The 2,408-nt window shown below is 62.1% G+C and carries 2 protein-coding genes and 1 pseudogene; 1 reads left to right on the top strand and 2 read right to left on the bottom strand.

Going from position 1 to position 2,408, the window contains the following annotated elements; translation table 11 throughout:
• Window positions 1–696: pseudogene (locus EN935_RS31330) on the top strand (class I SAM-dependent RNA methyltransferase); the annotation flags it as partial.
• Between the two features lie 16 nt (window positions 697–712).
• Here the strand turns inward: EN935_RS31330 and EN935_RS31325 are convergent.
• Together EN935_RS31325 and EN935_RS31320 are read right to left on the bottom strand one after the other, a co-directional pair.
• Window positions 713–1,390, bottom strand: coding sequence for a transglutaminase-like cysteine peptidase (locus tag EN935_RS31325; RefSeq protein ID WP_164757766.1), 678 nt, complete (start codon window positions 1,388–1,390; stop codon window positions 713–715).
• 182 nt (window positions 1,391–1,572) lie between these two features.
• Window positions 1,573–2,408 (bottom strand): metallopeptidase TldD-related protein (locus EN935_RS31320; RefSeq protein WP_245489096.1); only part of this gene is annotated, 836 nt, incomplete at its 5' end.

Raw genomic sequence — 2,408 nt, 5'->3', positions numbered from 1 at the left:
GGGCTCGATGTCGCGGTCTATGAGTCAGGCAAGTTGGGTGAGAACCAGCGTCGGGTCACCTCCAACTTCGTCATGGCCCAGGGATTTGCCCGGCTTTCGATCGACGACGAGATCGTCATCGAACCCAAAAAGCCGGTGGTCACGTTCGGCGGCGTGGCCGTTGCCATTCCGCCGGGCGCCTTCTTGCAGGCAACCGAGGCTGCAGAACAGGCGATGGCCGATATTGTCGGCGGACATCTGAAGCGTGCCAAGAAGGTGGCGGATCTTTTCGCCGGTTGCGGCAGCTTTGCGTTGCGGCTGGCAATGAAATCGGAGGTCCATGCGGTGGAGGGTGATGCGGCAGCCCTTTCGGCGCTCGACCGGGGATCGCGCTTCGCCACCGGCCTGAAGCGGGTGACGGGCGAACGCCGCGACCTGTTCCGCCGGCCGCTGACGTTCAAGGAATTGAATGCCTTCGATGGCGTGGTGTTCGATCCGCCGCGCGCGGGCGCCGAAGACCAGTCGAAGCAGATCGCCCGCTCGGATGTGCCGTATGTTGCCGCGGTGTCCTGCAATCCGGTGACGCTGGCTCGCGACCTGCGCATCCTCATCGACGGCGGTTACACCTTGAAAAGCGTGACGCCGATCGACCAGTTCCTGTGGTCGCCGCATGTCGAGGCGGTGGCGCTGCTGGAGAAGCCGAAGCGGCGACGGTAGCCGGAGGCTTCGACTCCTACGAGCTTGGTGACAGTCGTTTCGACGTGCCGCCCCGTTGGTTGATCGACACCCACGTGTTTGGGTTCTGCTGCGACTGGCGTTTCAGGAAGTAATAGCCCGTCGCGTTCCAAGGCCTGACCTCATTGACCAGATTGTCCAGGACAAGATCGCCCTTGTCGGTTTTCACCGTCAGAATGGTGTGGCCTTCATTGTCGAGGTCGCGCACCACGGTCATCAGCAGCGCCTGCCGGGGGAATCCCGCTTCCAAAAGAAGCTTGCGCTTGTAGAGCGCGTAGATCTTGCAGTCGCCCATGCCGTCCACGGGGTAATCCCAGTGGTCCGCCATCGTGCCCCAGTGATCGAAATTGCTGACGGGCTTGATGGAGCTGTTCGCCTTCTGATTTATCCGCTTGAGGATGCGCAGATTCTGCGCGGTCAGCTTAACATTCGCGGCCGGCAGAGCGGGCACCTTGCACTCTTTTGGCCGGCGATGGCAGAAATCGATCCAACCGTAGGGGACGCTGGTGCTTCCGCCAACGGCGGCAGAGCGCAACCCATCCACGGAAGATTGCGTCGATCGCGACTTGAACAATGTCGACTGTGCCGCCGCCGGGCTAGCTTGCAGCGATGTCGCACCAATCAACGAAACAAAGCCAAGCAGCAAAGACGAAGTCAGGACGGGGGAATGCCGCATTGCCAAAACCACGATCGCAACGAGGAAGCTGGTGCTGCGTTCGTGCGCAAAAGGCAGCCCAGGCACTTAAACACTTAATAATTTCCTAACGTGGATTGTGTTCACTTCAAGGTACCGACAAGGATTCAGGCTTAAAAGCGCAAGCATGAGCCCATCCCGACAAAATACGCTCCACGACGCGCTCAAACCCTCGTGCCGCCCACCGTCATCTGGTTCATGCGCAAATGCGGCTGGCCGACGCCGACCGGCACGCCCTGTCCGGCCTTGCCGCACATGCCGATGCCGGTGTCGAGCTTCATGTCGTTGCCGATCATCGAAACGCGGTGCATGGCGTCCGGTCCGTTGCCGATCAGCATCGCGCCCTTGATCGGCTGCGTCACCTTGCCGTTCTCGATCATATAGGCCTCGGTGCAGCCGAAGACGAATTTGCCCGAAGTGATGTCGACCTGGCCGCCGCCGAAGGAGACGGCATAGATGCCGTTCTTGACCGAGGCGATGATCTCGTCCGGCTCCATGTCGCCTGATGTCATGTAGGTGTTGGTCATGCGCGGCATCGGCTGATGCGCGTAGCCTTCGCGCCTGCCGTTGCCGGTCGCCTTCATGCCCATCAGCCGGGCGTTCTGCCGATCCTGCATGTAGCCGACCAGCTTGCCGTCCTCGATCAGCACATTGCGGGCCGAAGGCGTGCCTTCGTCGTCGACGGTGAGCGAGCCGCGCCGCTCGGGCATGGTGCCGTCGTCAACGACGGTGACCCCCTTGGCGGCGACCTGCTGGCCCAGCAGGCCGGCGAAGGCCGAAGTCTTCTTGCGGTTGAAATCGCCTTCCAGCCCATGGCCGACGGCCTCGTGCAGCATGACGCCCGGCCAGCCGCTCGATAGCACGATGTCGAAGGTGCCAGCCGGCGCCGGTATCGCCTCCAGATTGACCAGAGCTTGCCGGAGCGCCTCCTTGGCGGCGTGCTTCCAGCTGTCCTCGACCAGGAACTCACCAAACGCCTTGCGGCCACCCATGCCGTAGG

Origin of the sequence: Mesorhizobium sp. M7D.F.Ca.US.004.03.1.1 (genome assembly GCF_003998635.1) — a bacterium.
Taxonomy (GTDB): Bacteria; Pseudomonadota; Alphaproteobacteria; order Rhizobiales; family Rhizobiaceae; genus Mesorhizobium; species Mesorhizobium loti.
This window is presented reverse-complemented; position numbering and strand designations above follow the sequence as displayed.

Coding starts and splice junctions, on each gene's coding strand:
- EN935_RS31325 (WP_164757766.1), bottom strand. CDS start 1,390: ATGCGGCATTCCCCCGTCCTGACTTCGTCTTTGCTGCTTGGCTTTGTT.